This window comes from Kineococcus sp. AC630 (genome assembly GCF_979255925.1).
In genome coordinates, this window is sequence record NZ_CEEDMJ010000004.1 from 111,197 (window position 1) to 133,828 (window position 22,632).

At 70.7% G+C, this 22,632-nt stretch carries 29 protein-coding genes; 8 read left to right on the forward strand and 21 right to left on the reverse strand.

The window, feature by feature from the left end; translation table 11 throughout:
- Nucleotides 1-59 precede the first annotated feature (59 nt).
- The 6 genes from AC0I8G_RS05740 to AC0I8G_RS05765 form a co-directional block, all read right to left on the reverse strand.
- The gene (locus AC0I8G_RS05740; protein WP_471729081.1) at nucleotides 60-821 is read right to left on the reverse strand and encodes a hypothetical protein; all 762 of its coding nucleotides are present in this window, start codon (nucleotides 819-821) and stop codon (nucleotides 60-62) included.
- Between the two features lie 206 nt (nucleotides 822-1,027).
- On the reverse strand, nucleotides 1,028-1,411 hold the full coding sequence (locus AC0I8G_RS05745) for a VOC family protein (RefSeq protein ID WP_471729082.1): 384 nt from the start codon (nucleotides 1,409-1,411) through the stop codon (nucleotides 1,028-1,030).
- A 432-nt stretch (nucleotides 1,412-1,843) separates the two neighbouring features.
- Nucleotides 1,844-2,260, reverse strand: coding sequence for a PIN domain-containing protein (locus tag AC0I8G_RS05750; RefSeq protein ID WP_471729083.1), 417 nt, complete (start codon nucleotides 2,258-2,260; stop codon nucleotides 1,844-1,846).
- Nucleotides 2,257-2,532, reverse strand: coding sequence for a type II toxin-antitoxin system VapB family antitoxin (locus tag AC0I8G_RS05755; protein ID WP_471729084.1), 276 nt, complete (start codon nucleotides 2,530-2,532; stop codon nucleotides 2,257-2,259). Before AC0I8G_RS05755 ends, AC0I8G_RS05750 begins: the two co-directional genes overlap by 4 nt.
- 399 nt (nucleotides 2,533-2,931) lie before the next feature.
- On the reverse strand, nucleotides 2,932-3,663 hold the full coding sequence (locus tag AC0I8G_RS05760) for a sulfite exporter TauE/SafE family protein (RefSeq protein WP_471729085.1): 732 nt from the start codon (nucleotides 3,661-3,663) through the stop codon (nucleotides 2,932-2,934).
- Between the two features lie 67 nt (nucleotides 3,664-3,730).
- On the reverse strand, nucleotides 3,731-4,117 hold the full coding sequence (locus AC0I8G_RS05765) for an ArsR/SmtB family transcription factor (RefSeq protein ID WP_471729086.1): 387 nt from the start codon (nucleotides 4,115-4,117) through the stop codon (nucleotides 3,731-3,733).
- Between the two features lie 131 nt (nucleotides 4,118-4,248).
- On the opposite strand from AC0I8G_RS05765, the gene arsB reads away from it, so the two are divergent.
- Genes arsB through AC0I8G_RS05780 form a run of 3 tightly spaced genes read left to right on the forward strand, consistent with a single transcriptional unit; the run spans nucleotide 4,249 to nucleotide 6,123 of the window.
- A complete protein-coding gene (arsB, locus tag AC0I8G_RS05770) occupies nucleotides 4,249-5,382 on the forward strand; it encodes an ACR3 family arsenite efflux transporter (RefSeq protein WP_471729087.1) in 1,134 nt (377 codons plus the stop codon).
- On the forward strand, nucleotides 5,379-5,675 hold the full coding sequence (locus tag AC0I8G_RS05775) for a hypothetical protein (RefSeq protein ID WP_471729088.1): 297 nt from the start codon (nucleotides 5,379-5,381) through the stop codon (nucleotides 5,673-5,675). Before arsB ends, AC0I8G_RS05775 begins: the two co-directional genes overlap by 4 nt.
- Before the next feature lie 22 nt (nucleotides 5,676-5,697).
- Nucleotides 5,698-6,123: an arsenate reductase ArsC gene (locus AC0I8G_RS05780; protein ID WP_471729089.1), complete on the forward strand. Its 426-nt coding sequence runs from the start codon at nucleotides 5,698-5,700 to the stop codon at nucleotides 6,121-6,123.
- A 37-nt stretch (nucleotides 6,124-6,160) separates the two neighbouring features.
- Here the strand turns inward: AC0I8G_RS05780 and AC0I8G_RS05785 are convergent, their stop codons facing one another.
- Nucleotides 6,161-6,904, reverse strand: a complete 744-nt coding sequence (locus tag AC0I8G_RS05785) for a hypothetical protein (protein ID WP_471729090.1) — start codon at nucleotides 6,902-6,904, stop codon at nucleotides 6,161-6,163.
- Between the two features lie 170 nt (nucleotides 6,905-7,074).
- Here AC0I8G_RS05785 and AC0I8G_RS05790 point away from each other — a divergent pair, with 170 nt between their 5' ends.
- Nucleotides 7,075-8,310, forward strand: coding sequence for a hypothetical protein (locus AC0I8G_RS05790; RefSeq protein WP_471729091.1), 1,236 nt, complete (start codon nucleotides 7,075-7,077; stop codon nucleotides 8,308-8,310).
- A gap of 76 nt (nucleotides 8,311-8,386) precedes the next feature.
- Here AC0I8G_RS05790 and AC0I8G_RS05795 read toward each other — a convergent pair whose 3' ends face one another.
- Nucleotides 8,387-9,040, reverse strand: coding sequence for a hypothetical protein (locus tag AC0I8G_RS05795; protein WP_471729092.1), 654 nt, complete (start codon nucleotides 9,038-9,040; stop codon nucleotides 8,387-8,389).
- A gap of 347 nt (nucleotides 9,041-9,387) precedes the next feature.
- On the reverse strand, nucleotides 9,388-9,924 hold the full coding sequence (locus AC0I8G_RS05800) for a DUF1440 domain-containing protein (RefSeq protein WP_471729093.1): 537 nt from the start codon (nucleotides 9,922-9,924) through the stop codon (nucleotides 9,388-9,390).
- A gap of 402 nt (nucleotides 9,925-10,326) precedes the next feature.
- Here AC0I8G_RS05800 and AC0I8G_RS05805 point away from each other — a divergent pair, with 402 nt between their 5' ends.
- Both AC0I8G_RS05805 and AC0I8G_RS05810 read left to right on the forward strand, forming a co-directional pair.
- Nucleotides 10,327-10,584, forward strand: a complete 258-nt coding sequence (locus AC0I8G_RS05805; protein WP_471729094.1) for a hypothetical protein — start codon at nucleotides 10,327-10,329, stop codon at nucleotides 10,582-10,584.
- A gap of 698 nt (nucleotides 10,585-11,282) precedes the next feature.
- Nucleotides 11,283-12,368: a CDP-glycerol glycerophosphotransferase family protein gene (locus AC0I8G_RS05810; protein ID WP_471729095.1), complete on the forward strand. Its 1,086-nt coding sequence runs from the start codon at nucleotides 11,283-11,285 to the stop codon at nucleotides 12,366-12,368.
- 134 nt (nucleotides 12,369-12,502) lie between these two features.
- Here AC0I8G_RS05810 and AC0I8G_RS05815 read toward each other — a convergent pair whose 3' ends face one another.
- The 11 genes from AC0I8G_RS05815 to AC0I8G_RS05865 form a co-directional block, all read right to left on the reverse strand.
- Complete coding sequence (locus tag AC0I8G_RS05815) at nucleotides 12,503-13,012, reverse strand: putative immunity protein (RefSeq protein ID WP_471729096.1); 510 nt, start codon at nucleotides 13,010-13,012, stop codon at nucleotides 12,503-12,505.
- An 81-nt stretch (nucleotides 13,013-13,093) separates the two neighbouring features.
- On the reverse strand, nucleotides 13,094-13,348 hold the full coding sequence (locus tag AC0I8G_RS05820; RefSeq protein WP_471729097.1) for a hypothetical protein: 255 nt from the start codon (nucleotides 13,346-13,348) through the stop codon (nucleotides 13,094-13,096).
- A 22-nt stretch (nucleotides 13,349-13,370) separates the two neighbouring features.
- Nucleotides 13,371-13,847 (reverse strand): hypothetical protein, encoded by a 477-nt coding sequence (locus AC0I8G_RS05825; protein WP_471729098.1) that lies wholly within the window; start codon nucleotides 13,845-13,847, stop codon nucleotides 13,371-13,373.
- A 168-nt stretch (nucleotides 13,848-14,015) separates the two neighbouring features.
- On the reverse strand, nucleotides 14,016-14,327 hold the full coding sequence (locus tag AC0I8G_RS05830; protein WP_471729099.1) for a hypothetical protein: 312 nt from the start codon (nucleotides 14,325-14,327) through the stop codon (nucleotides 14,016-14,018).
- Nucleotides 14,328-14,461: 134 nt separating this feature from the next.
- Complete coding sequence (locus AC0I8G_RS05835; protein ID WP_471729100.1) at nucleotides 14,462-15,112, reverse strand: hypothetical protein; 651 nt, start codon at nucleotides 15,110-15,112, stop codon at nucleotides 14,462-14,464.
- Nucleotides 15,113-15,430: 318 nt separating this feature from the next.
- A complete protein-coding gene (locus AC0I8G_RS05840; RefSeq protein ID WP_471729101.1) occupies nucleotides 15,431-15,823 on the reverse strand; it encodes a type II toxin-antitoxin system VapC family toxin in 393 nt (130 codons plus the stop codon).
- Nucleotides 15,810-16,040: a FitA-like ribbon-helix-helix domain-containing protein gene (locus tag AC0I8G_RS05845; RefSeq protein WP_471729102.1), complete on the reverse strand. Its 231-nt coding sequence runs from the start codon at nucleotides 16,038-16,040 to the stop codon at nucleotides 15,810-15,812. Before AC0I8G_RS05845 ends, AC0I8G_RS05840 begins: the two co-directional genes overlap by 14 nt.
- A gap of 144 nt (nucleotides 16,041-16,184) precedes the next feature.
- Complete coding sequence (locus AC0I8G_RS05850) at nucleotides 16,185-17,870, reverse strand: hypothetical protein (RefSeq protein WP_471729103.1); 1,686 nt, start codon at nucleotides 17,868-17,870, stop codon at nucleotides 16,185-16,187.
- Nucleotides 17,871-18,176: 306 nt separating this feature from the next.
- Complete coding sequence (locus tag AC0I8G_RS05855) at nucleotides 18,177-18,671, reverse strand: DUF5063 domain-containing protein (protein ID WP_471729222.1); 495 nt, start codon at nucleotides 18,669-18,671, stop codon at nucleotides 18,177-18,179.
- Between the two features lie 199 nt (nucleotides 18,672-18,870).
- On the reverse strand, nucleotides 18,871-19,782 hold the full coding sequence (locus AC0I8G_RS05860) for a hypothetical protein (protein ID WP_471729104.1): 912 nt from the start codon (nucleotides 19,780-19,782) through the stop codon (nucleotides 18,871-18,873).
- A gap of 236 nt (nucleotides 19,783-20,018) precedes the next feature.
- Nucleotides 20,019-20,570, reverse strand: coding sequence for a zeta toxin family protein (locus tag AC0I8G_RS05865; RefSeq protein WP_471729105.1), 552 nt, complete (start codon nucleotides 20,568-20,570; stop codon nucleotides 20,019-20,021).
- A 209-nt stretch (nucleotides 20,571-20,779) separates the two neighbouring features.
- Between AC0I8G_RS05865 and AC0I8G_RS05870 the strand changes: the two genes are divergently transcribed.
- Together AC0I8G_RS05870 and AC0I8G_RS05875 are read left to right on the forward strand one after the other, a co-directional pair.
- Nucleotides 20,780-21,259 carry a DUF2975 domain-containing protein gene (locus AC0I8G_RS05870; protein ID WP_471729106.1) on the forward strand — a complete coding sequence of 160 codons (480 nt, stop codon included), beginning with the start codon at nucleotides 20,780-20,782 and terminating at the stop codon, nucleotides 21,257-21,259.
- On the forward strand, nucleotides 21,259-21,501 hold the full coding sequence (locus tag AC0I8G_RS05875) for a helix-turn-helix domain-containing protein (RefSeq protein ID WP_471729107.1): 243 nt from the start codon (nucleotides 21,259-21,261) through the stop codon (nucleotides 21,499-21,501). The genes AC0I8G_RS05870 and AC0I8G_RS05875 overlap by 1 nt, the downstream gene beginning before the upstream one ends.
- Nucleotides 21,502-21,718: 217 nt before the next feature.
- Here AC0I8G_RS05875 and AC0I8G_RS05880 read toward each other — a convergent pair whose 3' ends face one another.
- On the reverse strand, nucleotides 21,719-22,417 hold the full coding sequence (locus AC0I8G_RS05880) for a hypothetical protein (protein WP_471729108.1): 699 nt from the start codon (nucleotides 22,415-22,417) through the stop codon (nucleotides 21,719-21,721).
- Between the last annotated feature and the right edge of the window lie 215 nt (nucleotides 22,418-22,632).

Here is a 22,632-nt window from a genome sequence, read left to right on the forward strand (position 1 = left end):
GTGTCCGTCGTCGCCCGGGTTTTCTCGCGGGGCCGTGGCGTCTCCGGCCGCACCGGGGGTCAGGTGGGCAGGTCCACCCCGTCCGCCAGCAGGGCGACACCGGCCACCGGGTCACCGGACGTGTTCACGCTGACGTCGAAGACGTGGTCGGCCGCGGTGCTGCGCCAGGCCAGGCGGGTGTCCCCGGAGTCCGCGTACTGGACCCCGAGCACGGTGCCGTTGCGCCACTGCAGCGTGGTGAAGTCGGACCGGGAAGGCTCGCTCGTCGCCGCAGCGGTCGGCGGCTGGGCGGTGTCCCTGCCGTAGAGGATCGTCATCCACACCAGTCCCTCGCGGCGGGCCTCGTCGAAGGGCGTGCCGTCGGCGTCCACACCCGGGGGCAGGTAGGCGACGGTCACGCCGTGGACGTCGGCGGCCGGATCCGCCGACGGTGCCGGTGGATCGGCCGCCGAGGGGACCGGGTGCTCGAAGACGGCGGCACCCTCGGAGCTGCCGCAGGCGGCGGTGAAACCGCGTTCCCGCAACGTCGGGAAGCTGGGGACGGGGACGTCGAGGTGCTCGGCGACCTCGTCGCACGCCAGGGTGGTACCCACGAGGTCACCGACGCTGTCGAGCAGCGCCAGCGGGTCGCCGCGACGGGAGAACTCCGGCGCGGTCAGCGCCGCGACGGCGCTCTCCTGGGCAGGCGTCAGCACCAGTGCGGGTCGGTTCCCGTCCTCGGGGGAAGGAGAGCTGCCCGGGGCGCTGCCGCAACTGCAGAGGACGCAGGCGGCCGCGGTCAGGCCTGCGGCTCGCCGCACCGCTCGTGCTCGTCCACCCATGCCGTGCCTCCTCGCCGGTGATCACGTCGTGCGGGACGCACCCGCAGTCTCGCCGTCGTCGGGCCCGGTGTCTCACGGCTGGTGTCAACGACACGACGTCTCCCGGGCCAGCGGGTGGCGGCGACGTTCGGCGGCCAGGGCGCGGTCGTGCCGGCGTTCCCGTCTGCCGGGCATCGCCGGCGTTCCGCCGTGGTCAGGCGTCGTGGTCAGGCATCGTCGTCAGGCATCGGCGTCTCCTGGAGGTAGACCAGCTGGTTGCCGTCGGGGTCGCTGAAGTGGAACATCGCCGGCACGCCGTCCCAGCGCAGGACCTCCGCGTTGTGAAGCACCACACCTTCGACGCCTGCCAGCCGTTCGTACGCGGCGTCGGCGTCGGTGGTGCCCAACCGCAGCGCCATCGGCAGCGGGCTGTCCGGTGGCAGCAGGACCAGACCCACGCGCGAGCCCGGCGGGACCACCTCCACCATGCGTGCCCCCGGCCACACCTCCGCGTCGTAGCGCAGTTCGCACCCCAGGACGCCGGTGTAGAAGGCCAGGGCGGCGTCCTGGTCCGCCACCGGCAGCGCAACGCTGATCACGGTCGTCGTCATCGTCATGGCGCTCAGACCTCGCGACGCTGCGAGAGTCATCGGTTCTCAGGACGGCCCGGTCATCACCTCGCCTCAGCACCTGACGCCGGGCCCACGCTCCTCGACGAGGTGGCGACCGTAGCGGAAGCTGCTCCGCAGCCATCCGGAGATCGGCAGGGTCGCTGTGTCGCCGGCCGAACGGATCGCGGGGTGACCGTGACGTCGGTGCAACAGGGCGACCCCCGTCGTGGGGGAAGACGTGGGTGCGCCGATCTGGTCGCCCGGGTGACCGTTTCGGTTCACCCACGGGGGATCTCATGTGGTGACAGCGGTGGGTGCGACGGCCAGGGCTGAACGCCCGGACATCGTCATGTGCGGACGTCACCGGCCACCGCGCACAACGCGGGATGACCGTGATGTCGACCCGGTCGATCGAAGTCCGCCTAGTCGAGGTCACGCAGTGGGTGCTTCCCGGGGAACGACGCGCTCTTGTCGCAAGGAGCTCACACGGGCGATCAGCTCGAAGTCCTCGTCCAGGTGCAGCAGCGTCAACCCGTGTTCGATGGCCGTGGCTGCGAGCAGGAGGTCCACCGGACCTGGTGCCCGGTGCCACCCTCGGTGGGTGAGGCGTTCCTGCAGGTCTTGCGCGCGAGTGCTGATCTCGGCGGTGACCTCGATGACGGTCATCGCCTCGGTGACGTCAGCGATGACCTCGCGGTAGTCCTGGGGAGAGCGGGCGGAGAACCCGATCTCCAGGACGCTGGGTCGAGCGATGTTCAGCATCTCCTCGCGCAGGAGGTCGTTCAGTCGGGCGGCCACGACCGGTTGGCCCCAGCGGGCGTGGGCGGACTTGTCGAGCAGGAAGCTCACGCGGCGCCGTGCGCTCGATCGTCGGTGTCCGGTGCTCGGGTGCCCGGTGCTTCGGCGTCCTCTTCGGTGGCCTTGGAGTGCTCTTCGAGCAACGGGGCGAAGTAGCCGCTCTCGGCGCGGGTGATGAGGCGTTCGACAGCTGCACGGCGACGCTCTTGGCGCAGGGTGGTGCGCAGCGCGGCTTCGACGGTGTCCCGCTTGGTGGTCGTCCCGGTGATCGCCGCCACCTGGGCGAGCAGGTCCTCGTCGATGTCGATGTGGGTCTTGCTCACGGCGGCCCTCCTCGGCATGTGTACACGTCGAAGGTAATCCATGTACACGAGGGTGTCGACGGCCACTGCGCAGGCCGTGGGCTGCGGGTAGCAGGACCCCTCGCTGAACGTCCTGGCCAGCGGGATGGCCTTGCGCACCGCGGGATGACGGTGAAGTCGCGGCACCGCCGTCCACACGGTGGACGTGCTTCTCACCCTGCGCCACGAGGTGAGCCGACGTGCTGATCGGGACGGCGGTCAGCGCTCGGGGGTTGAGCACCGCCGGGGTGGGTCTGGCGAGGAACCCGGACCGCAACGGGTCCTGTGCCACCGGGCGCGTCCTGACCCCGCCCTCTGCGAGCCCGGGCCCCCGACCGCGGCAGGTCCCCGGCGTGGGAACAGCGCACTGTCGCCGGTGGGTCACAGGCCCAGGAGGAAGAGGACACCGGCGGCGAGGAGACCGACCTCGACGAGGACGACGAAGACGCGGTCGCTGATGCGCCCCACGATCTTCTTGCCGGTCCAGGCTCCCAGGAGGGTCGCGGGGGCCAGGGCAGCGCCGTAGGTGAGGACCTGGGCGGTGAGGAGGTCCCCGGCCCCGTAGGCGGCGAGCTTGGTCACGTGCAAGGTCAGGGCGCTGGCGGCTTCGGTGCCGATGTAGGCAGCGCGGGTCAGGCCGTAGGCGAGGAAGAAGGGTGCGGTGAGGGGACCGACCGAGCCCAGCAGGGCTGAGCCGAGTCCGGAGGCCGCACCGACCGCGACGAAGACGGCCTCCCCCGGTGCGCGGGGGTGAGGGTTGCGTCGGCGCCAGATGACCACGGCGACGAGGAAGACCCCGAGCAGGCGTTTGAGGGGGTCCAGGGGGGCGTGGGCCAGGAGGAGACCACCCGCAGCGGCCAGGGGGACGGCGCCGAGGGCGAAGCGGGTGATGAGGGGCCAGTGCAGGTGCCGGCGGTTCAGCCACAGGCGCGAGCCGTTGCTGATGAGCTGGGTCAGGGTCAGCATCGGGACGGCGACCCGGAGCCCGAACAGGGCGGTGAACACCGGCAGCAGCAGCACACCGCCACCGAAGCCGGCGACCGCGGAGAGCACCGCGAGAGCGAACGCGGCTGCAGACGCCGCCGCCAGGGTCACAGGATCGAGGGTGTCCACCCGAGCCAGCGTGCCAGCCACCTCCACACCCCCACCTCGACCGTGGTGACGGGGGTGCGGGGATCCGTCAGGCTCGGGGAGCAGCAGCGGCGACGGGAGCGGCCAGGACGGCCGAGAGGGCGTTGAGGGCCTCGGGAACCACGGTGAAGTAGGCCCACACCCCGCGCTTCTCGCGGGTGAGGAGGCCGGCGTCGACGAGCACCTTGAGGTGGTGCGAGACCGTGGGCTGACTCAGGCCCAGGGGCTCGACGAGGTCGCAGACGCAGGCCTCGCCCCCTTCGTGGGCGGCGACCAGGGACAGCAGGCGCAGTCGGGCGGGGTCGGCGACGGCCTTCAGCGTCCGGGCCAACGACGCTGCGGTCTCGGCACTGAGGGGCTCGCGGGTCAGAGGGGCGCAGCACGCGACGCTCCCTGCGGCAGAGGGGCGAGCCAGGGTCGGTGTCGCGGAGGCCATGCGCCCAGTGTGGCGCCAAGCATTCACCGTTGTCGATATTGACAGTGACCGATGTCCCTGCCAGGGTCGGCATCGACACACGTCGATGTTCGCCGGTCGGTGGGCACGTCGGACCGAGAGGACCTGCAGGCATGAGCGACCTCCACACCGAGGAAGTCGCCGAGAACCCCCGTGGCAGCACCGAGACTCCGGTGCTGGCTCGCCTCTCGGTCCTGGACCGCTTCCTGCCCGTCTGGATCGTCGCGGCCATGGCCCTCGGGCTGGTCCTGGGCCGTGTCGTCCCGGGCCTCGACGACGCGCTCAGCGCCGTGGAGGTCGGCTCGGTCAGCCTCCCGATCGCGGTCGGGCTGCTGCTGATGATGTACCCGGTGCTGGCCAAGGTCCGCTACTCCGAGACCTCCCGGGTGACGTCAGACCGCACGCTGCTCGTCAGTTCGCTGATCCTCAACTGGCTGGTGGGCCCGGCGCTGATGTTCGCGCTGGCCTGGCTGCTGCTGCCGGACCAGCCGGAGTACCGCACCGGGCTGGTCATCGTCGGCCTGGCCCGCTGCATCGCCATGGTGCTGATCTGGAACGACCTGTCCTGCGGTGACCGCGAGGCCGCCGCCGTCCTGGTGGCGATCAACTCCGTCTTCCAGATCCTCGCCTTCGCGGCCCTGGGCTGGTTCTACCTGCAGGTCCTGCCCGGGTGGTTGGGGCTGTCGACCACGAGTGTGGAGTTCTCCGTCGGCGCCATCGTCGTGAGCGTCCTGGTCTTCCTCGGCGTCCCGCTGCTGGCCGGGTTCCTCACCCGCACGCTGGGCGAGCGGGCCAAGGGCCGCGCCTGGTACGAGGGCCGCTTCCTGCCCAGGATCGGGCCGATCGCCCTGTACGGACTGCTCTTCACGATCGTCATGCTCTTCGCGCTGCAGGGGGACGCCATCACCTCCCAGCCCGGCGACGTCGCGCGGATCGCCCTGCCGCTGCTGGCCTACTTCGTGATCATGTTCGCGGGGTCCTTCGTGCTGGGCAGGCGCATCGGCCTCAGCTACGCCAAGACCTCCACGCTGTCCTTCACCGCGACGGGCAACAACTTCGAGCTCGCCATCGCCGTCGCGATCGGCACCTTCGGCGTCACCTCCGGCCAGGCCCTGGCCGGGGTGGTCGGTCCCCTCATCGAGGTCCCCGTCCTGGTGGCCTTCGTCCACGTCGCCCTGTGGGCCGGACGGCGCTTCTTCCCCGGTGACCCCACCGTCCCCGCCCCGGCGAGCAGGAGTGCGCGATGACCACCGCTGAGACCCTGCCCGTTGTCGTCATCGGCGCGGGACCTGTCGGCCTGGCCGCCGGCTACGAGCAGGTCCGCTCCATCGCGGCGCACCTCGCCGGCGACGCTGCCGCAGCGGCCGACCTGCAGCTCGACCTGCCCGAGACCGGCGTGTGCTCGACACCGGAGATCGACGCCGCTGACGGTGGCTCGCGCTGCGCTGCGGCTGCGCCCCGGCCCGTCAGCACCGGGACCGGCCCTGTCGGGGCCGGTCTGGGCTTCGCGCACGGCCGCTCCGGCTCCGGCAGCTGCTGATCCCATGACCGAGGAGAGATCTGTGAGTGACAAGCCCAGTGTGATCTTCGTCTGCGTGCACAACGCCGGCCGTTCGCAGATGGCCGCGGGGTTCATGACGGCCCTGTCGGGTGGGGCCGTCGAGGTCCGCTCGGCCGGCTCCACGCCCGCCGACCGGATCAACCCCTCCGCGGTGCGGGCCATGGCCGAGGTCGGCATCGACATCACCGCCGAGCAGCCCAAGGTCCTCACCCCCGAGGCCGTGCAGGCCTCCGACGCGGTCATCACCATGGGCTGCGGCGACGCGTGCCCGTTCTACCCGGGCAAGCGCTACGAGGACTGGGTCCTGGAGGACCCCGCCGGGCAGGGCATCGAGGCGGTCCGTCCGATCCGCGACGAGATCCGCGCCCGCGTCCAGGCGCTCCTGGCTGACCTGCTGCCCGCCGGCACCGCCACCTCGACGGACTGACGGACCGCGGGGTGACCGTGAGGTCGCCTGCTCGAGGTCAGACGGGTCGGGTCGGACCCTCGGCCAGGACGGCGCCGGCGTGGTCCAGCGCCTGCCAGGTGCCCTCCTGCGAGCGGGCCGCGGTCGCTTCGTCCACCACGGGCGCGGCCCACCAGACGTGACCCTCGACCGCAGCGAGGTGCCGCCGGTCGTCGGGTGTGGTGACGACGACGTGAGCGACGTCGTCGGAGGCGTAGCCGTAGTAGTCCACGACGTTCTCGCCCGGGCTGTACCCGCCGCCGGCGCCGGCCACGGTGGCGATCACCGAGGTGGCGGCCGGGACGGGGATGACGGCTGACATCGCCCCGCTGGAGTCCTCGCGGAGGGTGTAGCCGGTGCAGATGAAGATGCTGTCGCCGTCGTCCTCGCGGTAGGCGGCGGCGTCGGAGACGTCGGTGGAGGCTGCGAAGACCCGGCGCAGGTGGTCGGTGGCTCCTGCGGGCAAGGCGTGGGGGTCGGGCCCGTCGTCACCGGCGCGGTGGGCGGCGCGTCCCTGGCCCATCCGGGCGCACCCCTCGCCGTCGGCCTCCACGGTGCTGGTGGTGCTCACCGGTTCCAGACGCGGCGCGTCAGGGTCCTGGACGGGTGGGGTGGACGCGGTGGTGGGGGCCGGGCTCGTGGCAGCTCCGGTGGCGGCCCGCTCGGCTGCGGTCCGGGTCGACGGCGAGCAGCCCGTGAGCAGGGCGACCAGGACGACGGCGACGCCGACGCAGCCGCCCGTGGTCTTGACGCCGGGGTTCACGTGTCCACAGTGCCTCACGGGGACTCGCGGAGGCAGCGTGCTGCGTCGACGGCTGCTGGTCACCCGCGGCGACGGGGACCCGGCCGAGCGCAGCACGTGGGCCGGCTCGGCGGGTGGAACCCGACGGCACCGGGTCTCGTCCACTCCTCATGAGGGTGGGGCGAGGTGTGGTGGCGTGGTCGCTGGTGTCGCTCCTGGCGTTGTCCTCCACGGCCTGCCGCAGCGCGCCGGAGCCCGGGGTGCTGCCGGAGCCCACGTGGGACGTTCCCGTCCTGAGCGGCGCCTGGGTGGAGATGGCGCCGGCACCGCTCAGTGCCCGAGGCGACGCCGCGAGCACGGTGCGGGACGGGCAGTTCGCCGTCGCCGGTGGCTACGTCCACCCCGATCCCACCCCGGCACCGTGCGGCGACGGAGGCAGCTGCGCGGGACCGGTCCCCAGCTTCCGCGACGACGGCGCGTCCTGGTCGGCGGCGACCGGCTCGTGGACCCCGCAGCCGAGCCTGCACGGGGTGGACAGCTACGCGAGAGGCCCCTTCCTGGAACCGTGGCTCGGGCCCACGGGTTTCGACGTCGCCCAGGCGCCCCCGCCACTGCCCTTGACCGCCGGGGAGAGCGGGCGCTGGGTGGGTCGCACGTTCGTCGTCGCCGGCTGGCCGAACGCCACCGAGGACGAACGCGTGCGCAAGCCGGTGGCCGTGGGTTCCTTCGACGCCGACACGGGGCGGTGGACGTTGGATCCGTGGCCGTTGCCCGACGCCTACCAGCAGGAGCTGGTCAGCGTGTGGACGGGGACGCAGTTGGTGATCATCGTCAAGGCGATCGGTGCGGGCTGCTCCGACGAGCAGGCGTGCCGGCGGGTGGTGACCTGGTCACCGCAGGGCGGGTGGGACCAGGTCGCGGAGTGGGCGATCGGACCAGCCGCCGGCGTCGACGGAGACCCCGGCCGGGCGCCGGAACCGGGTGAGGCGGCGAGTCCGGGTGAGGCGGACGGGGGCAGTGCGGGGGTGGACCGCTCACCGGGTCACTGGGTGGGCTTCGACGAGTTGTTGTGGGACGGGCGGCGGGTGCTCGGGGTCACCTTCGGGCAGGACGTCGTCCTCGCGGCGGTCGCCGTGGACACCGCTCACGTCGAAGAGCTCGCCTCCCTGCCCGGTGAGGGGTCGATGGCCGAGCCGGTGGCGTTGACCCGTGGTGGTGACGTGCTGCTGGTCTCGGATCGTCAGACCGCGCTGCTGGGCCCGGACGGGGAGTGGGCGAAGCTCCCCGCTGTGCCCGGCCCGCGGGAGGCGGGGCGTGCGGTGGGACTCGTCGGTGACGTCGTGGTGCGGTGGGGTGGGCGGGTGCTGCCCGGGGCCGAGGGCAGTGTCGATTCCGCCGACGGATGGTTCTTCCGGTTGCCGAGCTGAATCCGTCCAGCACAGCGCGCACGTGCGCCGCGGGATGACCGTGCGGTTGTTGGACAGTGCACGGTGATCGCCAGGACTACTCACCAGGACGGGTTCGCAGGGCTGGGTCCAACCAGCCGTCGGCGGCGTTGTAGTAGATCCAGCGCCAGCCGGAGTCGCGCAACACCTGCGCACGTCGCTGGAAGTCCTCTTCGTCGATGGCCTCGAGGTCTCTGGGGTCCATGACGCCCTCGTGCTCGAAGATCCCTTCGGCGTCCACCCAATGCACGATGGCGTGCTTTTCTCCGCTGCTCAGGGCGGTCCCCGGATGCTCCGGCTGGAGACCCAGGCGGTCAGCGCCTTCTTGGTCGCCGACGTACTTCACCCGGGTATCGGGCAGGAAGGGGTCATCGGGGCCGATCCAACGGTTCTGGGTCCAGGCGGCTCGGACGTCGCGGTCGTCCAGGTCGAAGCCGGCCCATCGGCTGCGCAGTTGCTGCGCGGCCTGTTCGTGCTCCTGTTCGGAGATGCGTTCGACCCAGTGGGGGTCGAAGCGGCCGTCGTAGCGGCCGATGCCGGGGACGCTGACCCAGTCGATGACGGCGTGGGTCTCATCGGCGCACAGGAGCTGACCGGAGTGGTCTGGTTGCAAGCCGAGTCGGTGGGCGAAGTCGTCGGGGCCGCGCCATCGGACGTGGTCGAAGACGTTGAGGTGGTTGAGGCGGTGGTAGTCGTAGACCGTGTCGCCCACGATGCTCCTTCGCCGTCTCGCCGTGGTCGGGCAGCGGGCGCTGCCGCTCACCAAGTGGACGACCTGATCAAGGTAGCTGCGGTCGGCAGTGAAGTGCCAGGGACCTTGGTAAGCGAGGTGCCCGTGAAGTTTCCGACCGTCCGCGACCGCGCACTGAGCGCGGGATGACCGGACGTCGGGCTGTTCGAGGTGCCGTGGACCAGTGGCCTCCGGGACGGCTGCTGGAGATGACCTCTCCGCCGTTGCCGTCGCTGCCGGGGATGAAGTCGCCAGGGGCATGCGTGGCGCGAGGAGCATCACGCCGAGCCCCTCGACGACCTCAGCCGTCGACTGACCAAAGGTCGCGGCTAGCCCGTGACACGCCGGACCGCCCCCACGACCACGTCCACGGCGACGCCGAACACCACGTGCGACCCGCCTTCCCAGACCCACCACGCCTTCGGCAGGTCCGACACCGGGGCCTGCACGCCCATCACGGGCAGCAGCGTCGCGTGGAAGGCGCCGAACAGCGCGGCGCCGCCCAGGGTCCCTGCCCCGGCCCGCGTGAGCGGCACCCGCCGCGACACCACGGAGTAGGCGACGGGGTAGCCGTAGGCCAGGGCGCGGTGGAACCAGACAGCGCCCGCCTCCAGGGCGTCGCCCTCCAGGGCGTCGCCGTTCCCGCCGCGCAGGTCGACCAGACGCCGGTACAGCACCGAGGGGGGCATGCGGTCGCCGTGGCCCGCGGGGTCGGCACCGGGGAGTTCCTTCTGACCGGGTGCGGGCGGGAGGAGCTTCTCGCCCCAGCCCTGCAGCGTGGACTCGGCCTTCGCCTTCGCCCGCACCGCCACCCAGCCGGCCAGGAAACCCGTCGCCACGTCGAGCGCGAACCGCGATGTCTTCACGAGGTGTGGCTACCCGATCGAGGCAACGAAAGCAATTTCGTGGATCCCCGTGGACCCCCGTGGCGCGGCGGTGTCGGCCTGGACGGCGGCGCGGTGAGCGTGGACAGCGATGAGCGCTTCACCGGTGACGTCCCCGCATCCCGTGCCCGATCCTCCAGCCCCTCGGCGTGCGCCGGGTCCGGGCCCCGGTGCCGGGAAGCAGTGCTGCCGCACCACGTCCCGGCGTGAAGCGGCTCGGGGCCGCAGGATCATCCGACCGTCCACGACTGCGCCCAGATCGCGGGATGACCGTGAGGTCCTTGACTCGACTCCTGTGCCGATCGGTTCTCCGAGCACCCGAACGGCGGCCTGACCGACGACGTAGGGTCTCGCTCCGAGCTCAGTGGCTGCGATCCTTCCTGCGTGAGACGTCCCCGTGTGACGACCCTGCTCGCCGCGACGGGCGTCTTGCTCTTCCTGATCGGTGTCGCTCTGCTCGCCTCCAGTCCGTACGCGGCGTTCGGTTGGTACGACACCAATGACGGCTCGATCCCCGTCGAGGCTTTGGGGGGCCTGGCCGTGATGACCTCCCGGCAGTACCGGGGCGGGCAGTTGGCCGCTCTGGGTCTGGTCGTGGTGGCCGGGGCCGTCGGGTACGCCCTGGGTCGTCGGCGTCGCTGAGCGCAGGAGCGGCGAGGCGGCTCTTCGCACTCTCGCCACGCCACGGCCACGGCCACGGCCACGGCCACGACCACGGCCACGACCACGACGTCGTCGGTCACCAATGGCCGCCCGGATCACCCACACAAGCGGGATCTCCGGGAGGTCGCCGGCGGGTCAGAAGCGCGCACACCGCGGGATGACCGTGACGTCGGTGCAACGGGGCGACCCCCCGTCGTGGGGGAAGACGTGGGTGCGCCGATCTGGTCGCCCGGGTGACCGTTTCGGTTCACCCACGGGTGACCTCATGGGGTGACAGCGGTGGGTGCGACGGCCAGGGCTGAACGCCCGGACATCGCCATGAGCGCGACAGTGCAGTCGTCGGCGCTTCTGCGCGTTCGCGGCGTCAGTCCTTCGTCGTCCTCAGCAGGCGGTAGGTGGCACGCCGGAGCTCGGGTAGGACGAGCGTGAACCTCGCAGCCCTTCAACGGATGCACCGCTGCGCGGGGGACACCGCGCTTCCCGCGCCTGACCCGATGATCGAGCACGAGGCGCCGGGTCAGGTCCCTGCCGGTCGCGCCCCTCGACCACGGTGGAGCTCGGTCCGCAGTCGGACCACCAGGTCCTCACCGGCCTGCACGAACCCTGTCGAGCGGTTAGCGTCGGCGCACGGCGCGGGACATCCCGCCCGGGACGAGCACGGTGGGGGCGGGAGATCGGTGAAGGTCGTCTGGAACGCTGACAACGGCCGCTACGCCGACAACCCGCGGGCGTTGCACGAGGCCTGGACCGCCCGCGGCGGTGACGGCGTCGACCACCTCTGGCTTGCCTCCTCCCGCCAGGCCGCGACGTTCCCGCCCGACGTGGCGACCGTGCCGATCGGGACGCCGCAAGCCGTCGCGGCGCTCGAGGCGGCGGACGTGCTGGTCTCGAACACGCACATCCAGCTCGACCGGTGGCGCAAGCGTCCCGGGGCGGTGTACTTGCAGACCTGGCACGGGACACCGTTGAAACGCATCCACCGCGACGCCGCGTTCCAGCCCCCGGACGACGTCATGGCCGAGCTGGACGACGACATCGCCCGCTGGGACCTGCTCGTCACCCCGAGCGCCGAGGGGACGCGGTTGCTGCGGGCTGCGTTCGCCTACCGGGGCCGGGTGCTGGAGACCGGCTACCCGCGCAACGACGTGCTCTCCGCGCCCGATCGCGACGCCCGGCGCGCCCGGGTGCGCGCCGACCTCGGCCTCGCGGAGGGCACGACGGCTGTCCTGTACGCGCCCACCTACCGCGACGACGAGGCCGCCTCGGGCGTCGACGCCCCGCTGGGGCTGGACGTCGGGGCCCTCGCGCGGCGCCTCGGCGACGACGCCGTCGTCCTGCTGCGCCTGCACCACTACATGGGCCACCAGAGCCGTCCCGCCGGCGGTGGGCGGGTGCAGGACGTGGGCGCGTACCCCGACATCTCCGACCTGTACCTGGCCGCCGACGTCCTGGTCACCGACTACTCGTCGTCGATGTTCGACTTCGCGGTCACGGGCAAGCCGATCCTGGTCTTCGCCTACGACCTCGCGCACTACCGCGACCGCCTGCGCGGCTTCACCTTCGACCTGGAGGCGGAGGCGCCGGGCCCGGTCCTGCTCGACCAGGAGGCGCTGACCGCGGCGCTGCTCGACCTGCCCGCGGTGGCCGCTGCGCAGGCGGGACGCTACGCCCGGTTCGTGGAGCGCTTCTGCGCCCTCGAGGACGGCCGTGCCAGCGAGCGCGTCCTGCAGGCGCTGTGGGCCGAGGGTCTGCTGCCCGGCTGACACCGCCGACGGGACTCGCCGACCGGACGCGGCACCGATGGCATCGTGGGGGTCGCGCCCAGAGAACGAGCACGCCGCCCCACTCCGCGTGTCCGCCCTTCGCCCCGTCGACCAGACCGCACCGCGAGGTCTCGTCAGTCGCCGAAGACGGACCAGCAGATCGCGTCGCGTCTGGCTTGGTCCTCGAGCACCAGTTCCCGGATGCGCTCCGGGAGCTGCTCGCGCTGCCAGTCGCGCTCCAGCCGGCCGGTGGTGGGACCGGCCGTGCCCGCTGCCCGTGCCGCCTTGATCGCGTAGGCGGCGGCGCCGAGGTCGTGCTCGGGCACGTGAGGCACGCACGCGGCTTGGCCGGCGGCGTAGGCGGCGCAGCGGGCAGCCCCCCGCAGCGGGCGAGCCGCTCCCATCGCGTGCCCACCGCGAGCTCGAGCGTCCATCATCTGCACGCTGCCGCCGGCCCAGGCGCGTGCTGCCTCGATGGCCTCGCGGGGGCGGGTGTCAGAGGGCTGTTCGACCTCGAAGAGGTGCAGCACGTGGTCGGCGCAGTCAGCGGCCCACAGGGCGATGAGCCGGTGATCCTCGTCGGTGAGTTCTCCGCCACGGCGGATCGTGACCAGTCGCGGGTCGCGGACCTTCGGGAGGATCACGTGACCAGCGTGCCAGCAGCGGGGCAGCCGGGGACGACCTTCCGGTACAGCCGGCGGTCATCGTCGCGGGTGGCACTGAGGTCAGCGCACGACGTCCACTTCGCAGGTGGTGCCCGGCGCACGGGACAGACGGGCGTCGGCGGTGACCAGGACGATGCCCAGCACCTCGGCCGGCGCGACGTGGGCGGCGGCGTAGCTGGTGAGGGTGTGGCGCAGTTCCCGGCTGCAGCAGCGGCCGGTGAGCGCCTCGTCGCGCAGACGATCCCGGGCCCGGTCTCCGTCGGGTCCGTCATCGGCCAGGGCGGGGGCGAGGACGCTGGCGTCAACGACGATCACGGTCGTCGTGCACCGCCCGGGATCACTCGGATGCCGTCGCACCGGCCTCGTGCGCTCGGTGGGTGGCGCCGCTCAACGGGGCGTAGGCGTAGAGGTCGGACCTGCGCTCGTCGTCGCCCGGCCTGGCAACGGCGGGCAGCGCCGGCAGGCCGAGCTGCTGACGCAGAGACGGGCACGAGGGATCCAGTCCGTAGTTCCCGTAGTGCACCTCGATGCCGGGCAGCTGCCGCTGCAGCTCCAAGGCCAGCTGCAACCCTTCCTCGGCCCACTCCGCTTCGCTCTGCTCGGCCCGCCACTGGAAGTCGGTGACCACCAGCTGGCCGTAGGTGTCGTTCCACGCGCTCAGGCGGGCGAGCAGGGCGGCGTCGGCGCCCATGTCGACCAGGACCGAAGGGTCCAGGCTGCCGACTTCGCCTGGTGAGTTGTCCCAGACGTAGGCGTCCTCGACGTGCTCCGCAGCGATGGAGATGACCGTGGGCCGGTACGAGTCGGATGGCACCTCCGAATCGTGGCACCTCCTGAGCCACAGCCCGCAGATCGTCAGATCCGGTCGTCGCCAACTCCGGGGCGACAGCGCTCACGACGCGGGACGACCGTGAAGTCGCAGAGCCGGAGATCGCGGCACGTACGGACGTGGACGACGTTCCTGTCGCCGCCGTGACCGGTACTACTCGGAGCTGTGTGCTGCGGCGCGGCGCACCCACGACAGCAAGGTCAGCAAGGTGGCTTCGTCGAGGGTACGGGCGGCCCAGTCAGCGGTCGCCAGGTCGTGGGCGCCCGTGGGGACATCGCCCGTCCTGAGGAAGTCGATGATGTCTCGTCCTGCGAGGGGGCGGTAGTCCACGTAGCGCCGGGACTTGCCGCCGGATCGGGAAGGTGCCTCCTCCAGCGCTTGGTCGGGCACAGCGGAGGTCAGGTCGAAGAGGGTGATGTTCCAAGTCCTCGTGGTCTGCTTCGTCTTCCTGGGGCGTGTGTTCATCGCTCATCTGGTCCTCGATCCTCGTCGAGGGACGATGGTGCACCTCTTGCTGAGGCCGCGAGGTCACAGGGCCGTCGTGATCGCGCAGGGACCGCGGGATGACCTGCGTTGCAAGGGGTCTGCCCTCGCCGATGTCATCTGGTCCTGGGGTCCAGGAGCCGCCGCAGTCGGCCGCGAAACCCGCGTTGCGCCGTCCAGGCTGCCTCAGCCTGGTGCTCGTCCTGCGTCAGGTCGTTCATCCGGCGCAGCGCCGAGCGCAACGTGGAGTCGTAGCGAGCAGCGTCGAAGGTGAAGGACCCGACCGAGGAGAGGTCTGGCATCTCCTCGGTTGGAGTGTGAGCGTCTTCGCACCGTACGTCTGTCCAGCGCACGACCTCCCGCCCATCGCCGGGGTCCACCTCGCGCGCAACGGTGACGGTGAGTGCGCCGCAGTAGAGGTCACCGCACTCGGGGCAGCCGTAGAGGGGTAGCCGGCCTGGTTCGAGCACGTCCCAGTCCGCGTCACGCTCCAGCGCGCCGAGCAGCTGCTGGAGGCTCAGCGCGGAGGGCTCGGGCCAGGCGAGGTCTACGACGCTGACGAACTGGGACTCGTTCAGGCCGTGGGGCAGTGGCAGGTCCACCGAGAGGACTCGTTGCAGCACCGACGCGCCGTCGACGACGAAGTCCAGTTGTGTCAACGGCTCCTGCAGTCGGTGGAGGAACCGGGCGCGCTTCTGCAGACCGGGACTGCCGGGGCGAGGACGCTCGACCTCGACGAGGTCCAGCCGAGCGAGTACGGGCTCCATGCCGGTGATGATCCTTTGGTTCTCGAGCAGCCAGGAACGGTCGGCTTCGCTGACGTGCCGGGGGCCTGCCACCTCCCTCGGGCTACTTGCTGCCCGGCACGCTGAAGCGTGCGACGGCATGGTCGGCCAGTCAGCGATGAGACGGGGAGCGACGACGTCGCGCCCATCAGATGACGACTGAACTCACCGCTCCGCTGATGAACGCATTCGCGCGCACCGCGGGAATATGCAGGTGATCTTCGCGCTCAACTCGCACCCGGACATCGGCATGTGCGGACGGCAACAGCGTCCTGCTGAGCGGTGCGTGTGGCACCGAAGTCAGCGCATGACTTCCACTTCGCAGGTGATGCCCGGGGCGCGGGACAGTCGGGCGTCGGCGGTGACCAGAACGATGCCCAGCACCTCGGCCAGCGCGACGTAGGCGGCGTCGTAGCTGGTGACGGTGTGGCGCAGTTCCCAGCAGCGGCGCAGCAGCGGCCGGTGAGCGGCTCGTCGTAGGGGTAGGTCGATGAGGTCGTCCATCGCCAGGTCGGCGCGGCGCTGCGGCAGGCGATCTCCGATCGCGGCTCGGCGCAGGACGGAGGCCACCTCGAGGTCGATCACCTCGGGGGCGGTGAGCACTTCGCCGCGCAGACGGTCCCGGGCCCGGTCCCCGTCGGGTCCGTCGTCGGCCAGGGCAGGAGCGAGGACGCTGGCGTCAACGACGATCACGGTCGTCGTGCACCACCTTCACCGCGTCGCGGAAGGACAGGCTGCCACCGGCTCGACCCCCGGCCCGTTCGAGCACCTCGTCCAGGGAGGGGGTGCTGGCCTCCTCGACGAGCTTGGCCAAGAGGTACTCCTGCAGGGACTGGTGAGCCAGGGCAGCACGACGGCGGAGGACGGTGTGCGTCTCGTCAGGGACGTCCTTGATCTGAACGCTCGGCATGGCGCCATTTTGGCGCCAGGGACGCCGATGTGCAATTGCTCGGTCATCGGCATGAGCGCGACAGCGCGGCCATCGGCAAGACCGCGACGCCGACCGTCAGCGGCAGCGCGCACACCGCGGGATGACCGCGACGTCCCTCTGTGGTCACTGCTGAGGAAAGTCTCCTGCGGCCAATCGACGGTGCACGTCCTCCAGGACTGTCCTCGGTTCCTCGTGCCCCAGGGACAGGGCGTCGACGGCTCCCAGCACTGCCTCGGCGGTCTCGGGCAGCGCGGACTGCTGCAGCGCGTCCAGGGCGACCACCTCGGGGGCGTAGGGCTGGTGAACCTCCTCCTCGGCCCAGCTGATGTAGGAGCCGCTGTACACGACCTGCTCCTCGTCCCCCTCCTCCAGGGGGAACACCTTCGTCAGCACCTGGTCGGGGTCGTCCCACAGCGGCGGCAGCGGCCCACCACCGGCGGCAGCGTGCAGAGCCTCCTCGATCCAATCCTGGCCGAGCAGCCCAGCGATCGTGCACGCCCGGCGGGCCGCCCACACTGCCACCGCGCGCTGCTCGCCGGCCGGCATGACCGCCAGGGCTTCGGCCAGTTCGCGGTGTCGTCGGCCCACCGACGACGCGCGGCCGCCGACGGACAGCAACCGTTCGGAAGGTAGCTGTTCACCGTCCTGCACCTTCCACTCCCGGCACAGGTCGAAGTACTCCTCGGGGTCCATCCCCTCGGGCACCTCATCGAGCGGGTCCGGCTCGGTGAACGGGGGCCGGTGGTCCACGACGGCCCCGACGCCGAACTGCTCGATCAGTTCTCGCCGCAGACGTGTCAGTTCCTCACGGACCTGCGCCAGGAAGGCGTCCGCGTGCTCCTGCCCGATCGCTTCGTGAACTTCCTTCACGGTGGCCACGACCGCGCTCAGGGGGTCGGTGCCGGCCGCCTCGACGAGGCTGGACACCGCGTACGCGGTCCGGCTGCGGGGGTAACCGTTGACCGCGGACGCCTCACCGTCCGGAGCGGGGAGGGAGTCGTCCAAGCGGGCGTACAGGGCGTCGGGGTCGTGGAACAGCGCCGGCAGCGGCCGGTCCTCACGTAGCGTGCCCAGCGCCGCGGCGATCCAGTCCACCCGGTCCACGCCGGTCCGGGCGCAGGCCCATTGCGCGGCCCAGTACGCCACGGCCCGCTGCACGCCGGGTTCGGCCGCCGCGAGGTCCTCGGCGAGGTCGCGGTCCAGCTCGACCAGCCAGGGCGCTTCGAAGACGTCCAGCAGCGCCTGGCTCGGCAGTGGGGTCTCACCCCACGTCGCGGACGTCCGCGCAGCGCGAGCGAAGGCGGGGTCCTGCATCCGGTGGCGGTAGCGGGCGGTCTCACTACCGACGCGCACGATCGCATCGGGAGCGGGGGGAGCGGGCCACAGGGCCAGCTCGTAGTGGTCCACCAACGGTTCGTCGGTCATGACGACGTCGGCGTTGCGGCCGGCGTCGATGCCCCGAGCGCTCCAGCGGGCGCGGTAGCTGGGCTGGTCCAGGTGCAGCTGGCACACGGTGTCGGACAGGCATCCGGCCAGAGCCGTCTCGGGCCACTGGGGGGTGAACGGCGCCTCGACGACGTCCTCCCACTCCGGCCCGACCGGCGGTGGTTCATCGCACAGCAGGACCCGGACACCGACGTCTCCGGTGTGGACACCGACCAGCAGGGTCAGGTGGCCCAGCAGTTGCCCGCCGGCCAGGCCGTTGACCTGCCCGGCGAAAGCGTCCTCGTAGTCGTCGGGGAGGTCCCCGGCGGACAGGTAGGCCTGGGAGTAGGAGACGGCCATGCGCCCCTGGTGGACCAACTGCACGGAGAACCCCTCACGATCACGCTCGGTGACGACAGCCCGCGCCGCCTGTGGAATCGACGTCGAACCGGACCGTGCGGATGTTCCACGATGGCGTGGGCGATGCGGTAGCGGACCGCCGGGCATCCCCCGAAGGGAGCAGCGAGCTGGTGCCGTGTGTGCCGAGCGGTGGTCGCAGCGTGATCGGCGCAGGCCCTTGTTGCCCGCTCCTCGTCAAGACCGCGCCGCCGCTGCCAGCTCAGGACCGCGCACAACGCGGGATGACCGTGCGTTCTGCGCTTGGTGCAGCACCTCACGTGGAGCCGGCGATCAGGTCTCTCGCGGCGATGGGTGTCCCGTGTCGGTGAGGTGCAGCAGAAGCGCACGTGAGGCGCCGGCAGCATGCCGGCCCCAGTGCCCCCAGTAGTCCTGGCGCCACTGCCACTGGACGTCGTTGAGGCTCAGACCTGCGCGCAGAGCCAGCAGCCCGTCCTTGAGGTCGCGCCAGATGTCGGTGAGGTCGTCGATGATGTCGCCGAGGCCAACGCTCGCATCTGCTTCTTGAAGAGCGAAGGGATGGAACGCCTCCCAGTAGTACCCGGCCCACGGTCCGGTCAGCTGGCCGATGCGTTGGTAGCAGGTGCGCCACTCTTCGTGGGTGATGGCCACGGGCGACTCGGCATCGGTGGGCTCGACGTCTGGGAGGCGGACGGCCGCAGCGACAGCGTCGCTGAGAGTGATCAGCAGCTGGGAGGCGAAGGTGGCCTCATCGCTCGCGTCGCTGTGCTCGATCAGAGAGCAGTAGGCCTCCGCGGCCTCGCGCATGTCCACGGTTGCATGGTGGCATCAGCTTCGCGGCCCTCCGCTCCTCACCAAGACTGCGACGTCGCCGCCCTCTGTCGATCACGCACACCGCGGGATGACCGTGACGTCGGTGCAGCGGGGCGACCCCCGTCGTGGGGGAAGACGTGGGTGCGCCGATCTGGTCGCCCGGGTGACCAGATCGGTTCACCCACGGGTGACCTCATGTGGTGACAGCGGTGGGTGCGACGGTCAGGGCTGAACGCCCGGACATCGCCATGACCGAGCGTGGGGGTCGGCTGGGCAGCACCTTCAGTGCTGCAGCGATGGCCCTCACCGGTGCCAACTCGCTGGACATCTGGAGGGAGAGGGCATCGCGGCCTACGGGCAGGACGGTTTCGACCGAGATCTGGTCGCCGAAGGTCCGGTGCACCGAGGCGGGACGTCCGTGCAGGGTGCCGCTGACGTGACCGCCCTGGACAGAGTCCAGCGGGTTGTCGAAGGTTCGAGACTGCCGCTGCGGGGTGCCCGAGATGGTCACGGCGGCCATCGGGTTGTCGAAGGTCTGTGACTGCTGCGGAGTGTCCGCCTTGGTCACGGCGTCACTGATCGACACGTTGAGCAGACCGCGCTGGTAGCTCAGGTCCAGCGGGGTGGTGTGGACGTCGACGCCGGGCGGTGCGTAGAAGACCTGGGCGGTGAAGCTGTCCTCAGGTCGTGTCTTGCCGGAGCTGGCGGTGTGGCGAGGGGGCAGGACGGTCACGGTCTGTCCGGGGTGTGAGGGGAGGCTCGGTTGGTAGAAGGCGCAGGTGCGGGTGTAGCCGGCGAGGTCGGGGAGGGTTACACCGAGCCACGTCGAGAGGGAGTGGCAGCCGATCAAGCTCATCGTCTCGGCGGCGGGGGCTGATCCGGAGGTGCCCGGCAGGCCCAGCCAGTTGGTGGTGTCGATGGGCACCACCGCCTGGACCTGGTCGAGCGGGAAGACGGCTCCCGTCGCGGTGCCGGACGCGGTGGTTCCGCTGGTGGTGACTGCGATGGCGCCGAGAACACCGAGAAGCCCGAGGGTGCGTCGCGATGACCGCAGGGCCCAGCGGGCGGGAGTGTCGGTAGACGTGGACGGGCCGTGGGTGTCCATTGCTCCCCGATGCTGGTGCTCGCGTACGCGGCGGTGCGTTGTGACCTATCGGCATCTGCTGGTCGGCACTTGAGCCGTGGACTTGATCACCCGAACGGGTGACCACATCGTGGATGTTCGTCTCGCCGAGCGAGGACACCGCCCACTTCTAGCCATGAGCGCGACGTCGCCGGCAGCTCAGGATCGCGCGCACCGCGGGATGACCGCGCACTGCACGACTGGGCTCGACGGCCTCGTCAGTCGCTGTCGGGGTTCCAGCCGACGGCGTGGGTCACCGCCAGGGCCACCTCGGAGGGGGCCTGCTCTGCGGCTACCGCCACCTCGACGTCACCGACCCCTGCTGCGTCCAAGATGGCGTCCAGTTCCCCGCTGCGGCGCAGGTGCCAGTCCAGCGCGACGTGGTCATCGTGGTGGCGCTGGCGCAGGCGGGCGTGGACGTCGAAGAGGTTCACGCGCAGACGGCACACCGTCAGTGCTGCACCCGCGGCCCGCTCGTACAGCGGTCGTTGGTCGGGGTTTTCGAGCACTCCGGCCAAGATGAGCCGGACCGCGCCGGCGGCGAGGTGGTTGCGGGCCACCGCGTGCAGGTTGGACAGCATCAGGTGCTCGTGGAAGGGATCGTCCTGGGGGCTGGGCCAGGCGTTGCGCAGCGCGTCGAGGTCGATGACGGCGTGGGGGGTCGCGTTCTCGCGCAGCAGTGCGGCGATGGCTTCGGCGGTGGTGGTCTTGCCCGATCCGACGGTGCCGGTGATCAGCAGAGCTGCCGGGGACGGCGTGGGGCGTGGCACGGGTGTGACGGTAGCGGCGGGCAGCGGGGAGATGACCTCGTGGTGGGTCAGACGCTGTTGGTGACGCGCGGCCGCTCACCATCTGCGGGATGACCGTGAAGTCGTTGGACGGCAGACTTTTGGGGACCGTGCGGTGTTGAGGTCGCCCCTCTGGGGAACCGGTCATCATATCTATTGTTTTTCGATAGCTATCGGATGATGATCGACAGGTGAACGGCAACGTCATCAGCGCCCTGCGTTTCTGCCTCGTCGTCCTGGGTCTTGGTGCCCTCTTCGGTCAGGCCGTCTACGTCCCCGTCGCCGCCTCGCAGTCAGCTCAGGAGTACCCCGAGCTGGCCTACTTGGCGGTGCCGTACGCGATCGCGATGATCGTGGTCCTGGTCTGCGTGCAGGCTGCGCTGTTCGCGGTGTGGAAGCTGTTGTCGATGGTCGAGCAGCGGTGGATCTTCGACCCACGGGCCTTGCGGTGGGTGGACGTCATCATCGTCGCCGCGGCGGTCGCGACCGCGATCACGGTGGCGACGGTGACGCACATGATCAGTTGGGTCGGGGTCGGGGGACCGTTCGCACTGGTGGTGCAGGCTGCTTCTCTGGTGGGCGGGGTGAGCTTCGTGCTGCTGATGGTCGTGATGCGAGGACTGCTCGCCTCGGCCACGGTGCTGCAGACCGAGATGGCCGAGGTCGTCTGATGGCTGTGGTCGTCGACCTCGACGTCATGCTGGCGCGACGGAAGATGTCGGTGGGTGAGTTCTCCCGCCGGATCGGGCTGACGCCAGCGAACGTGGCGGTGTTGAAGAACGGGCGGGCCAAGGCGGTGCGGTTCTCCACCTTGGACGCGATCTGCCGGGTGCTGGAGTGCCAGCCGGGAGACGTCTTGCGCTGGGTCCCGGACGCTGTCGAAGAGGTCGCAGAGGCGATGCCGGTCGGCTGAAGTTGATCACTCGTTGCACCATCGAGCACGTCCCACGATGGCGGAGTGACCGTCCGCAATTCGCCAAGACCGCGAAGTCCTCGACGTCCTGGTCAGCAGCATGACTCTCGTACGGGTGAGTGCTTGCGGTCGAAAGCCAGCAGCGTCAATCCGCAGTTCGGGATGGGAACGAACGCTCTCTAGTCCCCGCTTCGGTTGCTCGAGAACCGGAGCAGCATCACGGCTTCGCCCGATCCTGCAGAGCATCGGCCAGTCGTTGCGCGTCCTCGACGGGAACTCCGACCAGTCGCACGATGCAGTCATCGTCCAGAACGAGCAGGGACACCTCCGTCCAACGGGTCTGCACCTGCACTTCGCGTACCTGAGTCCACAAGTACTGCCGCCAGCGCCCCGAGCGTCGGACGGCTGGACCGTTGGCGCTGAGTCGGGTGGCCGGCTGGCCGAAGAGGATGAGATATGAGAACCCGAACCAGAGGACGATGCTGAGGATGGACACGGCGACGTCCCAGCCGTCAGGGTCGTCGGTGAGTCGCAGGACGGCCGCTGCGGTGTTGGTGGTGACGATGACTCCCACCAGCCAGCGCATCGTGCGGCTGGGCTTGGTGGAGTACACGGGCCGCAGGTTGCTCACGTCGGGTACACCGTTGTGTCCTGGGCCGCTCACGAGCGCCCATCCTGCAGGAGCGCGCTGGGGTTTTCGGGTGTTCTCCTCGATGTCACTCTGATGCTCGGCGCAGCAGTCCAGGACCCCAGCTGTAGTGCCTTGGCTGGGGCGGAGCGATGATCCGCTCACCGACATGACCGAGCGTCCCGCGACCGACCACCCATCCTGAGTTCGGGTCGACAACTCACCGCTCAGCCTGGCGAGCAGCAGTACCGCTGCATCGCGGTCGACTCCTGAGCCGTTGACGTGCACGTCCGCTACGTAGCCGCGTCTTCAGACGGCGGTGAATGCCCATCAACAAGACGGTGAGGTCGGCGACGTCCTGGTCAGCGGGGTGACCGTGAGGTCGTTGGTGGGTCTGGTCCTGCTGGCGGGACCTCGACCAGGCCCTGGGGCGGTACGCCCTGCCACCGCGTAGTGAGCCGTTTGCTGTGGATCGCGGATGCGGGGGCGTGGTGCTGAACTCA

Bases quoted from the DNA above. Each gene is read 5' to 3' on its own strand.
- AC0I8G_RS05740 (WP_471729081.1), bottom strand. From the start codon at position 821: ATGGGTGGACGAGCACGAGCGGTGCGGCGAGCCGCAGGCCTGACCGCG.
- AC0I8G_RS05745 (WP_471729082.1), bottom strand. From the start codon at position 1,411: ATGACGACGACCGTGATCAGCGTTGCGCTGCCGGTGGCGGACCAGGAC.
- AC0I8G_RS05765 (WP_471729086.1), bottom strand. From the start codon at position 4,117: ATGGCCTCCGCGACACCGACCCTGGCTCGCCCCTCTGCCGCAGGGAGC.
- arsB (WP_471729087.1), top strand. From the start codon at position 4,249: ATGAGCGACCTCCACACCGAGGAAGTCGCCGAGAACCCCCGTGGCAGC.
- AC0I8G_RS05775 (WP_471729088.1), top strand. From the start codon at position 5,379: ATGACCACCGCTGAGACCCTGCCCGTTGTCGTCATCGGCGCGGGACCT.
- AC0I8G_RS05830 (WP_471729099.1), bottom strand. From the start codon at position 14,327: ATGAACACACGCCCCAGGAAGACGAAGCAGACCACGAGGACTTGGAAC.
- AC0I8G_RS05835 (WP_471729100.1), bottom strand. From the start codon at position 15,112: ATGGAGCCCGTACTCGCTCGGCTGGACCTCGTCGAGGTCGAGCGTCCT.
- AC0I8G_RS05845 (WP_471729102.1), bottom strand. From the start codon at position 16,040: ATGCCGAGCGTTCAGATCAAGGACGTCCCTGACGAGACGCACACCGTC.
- AC0I8G_RS05855 (WP_471729222.1), bottom strand. From the start codon at position 18,671: ATGCGCGAGGCCGCGGAGGCCTACTGCTCTCTGATCGAGCACAGCGAC.
- AC0I8G_RS05860 (WP_471729104.1), bottom strand. From the start codon at position 19,782: ATGGACACCCACGGCCCGTCCACGTCTACCGACACTCCCGCCCGCTGG.
- AC0I8G_RS05875 (WP_471729107.1), top strand. From the start codon at position 21,259: ATGGCTGTGGTCGTCGACCTCGACGTCATGCTGGCGCGACGGAAGATG.